Genomic DNA, 661 nt, shown 5'->3' on the forward strand with positions numbered 1-661 from the left:
GGCGCGATTGGGTTGAAAAGAAACTACTTCAACTTGGTCGTATATTTTGTATTGATGTTTGTGCTTACGCAGTTATGAGTAACCATACTCATCTAGTACTTCATATTGATATAGCAAAAGCAAATCGTTTGAATAATAAAGCGATTCTGATTAGATGGCACAAGTTATTTAAAAGTACATTCCTTTGCCAACAATTCTTAAATGGCGAATTGCTAACAAAAGCAGAGCTTTCTGCGATTAATGCCAGAGTAAATTTATATCGAGAGAGGCTCAGTAGCATCAGTTGGTTTATGCGCGTTCTTAATGAGAGTATTGCACGAAAAGCAAATCAAGAAGATGAATGTAAAGGACGGTTTTGGGAAGGTCGCTTTAAGTCACAAGCATTACTTGATGAAGAAGCTCTTGCAGCTTGTCTTGCGTATGTTGACCTAAACCCTGTAAGAGCGAAAGCGGCTGATTTACCTGAGCAATCTGACTACACCAGTATAAAAACACGCATTGAGTCAGCTCAAAATAATAAGCAACCAAAATCACTTATGCGCTTTGCAGGTAAACCACGTAAGCATATGCCTAAAGGTCTGCCATATGAGCTCAAAACATACCTGCAACTCGTTGATTGGACTGGTCGCTCAATACGAGAAGATAAACCAGGGAAAATCCC

At 39.3% G+C, this 661-nt stretch carries 1 protein-coding gene; it reads left to right on the plus strand.

The annotated features are described in order from the left end of the window. The coding region (locus AOG27_RS20940) for a hypothetical protein (protein WP_054554911.1) at positions 1–661 on the plus strand (661 nt) is incomplete at both ends.

Origin of the sequence: Pseudoalteromonas lipolytica (genome assembly GCF_001306915.1) — a bacterium.
In the GTDB taxonomy this organism is placed as follows: domain Bacteria; phylum Pseudomonadota; class Gammaproteobacteria; order Enterobacterales; family Alteromonadaceae; genus Pseudoalteromonas; species Pseudoalteromonas simplex.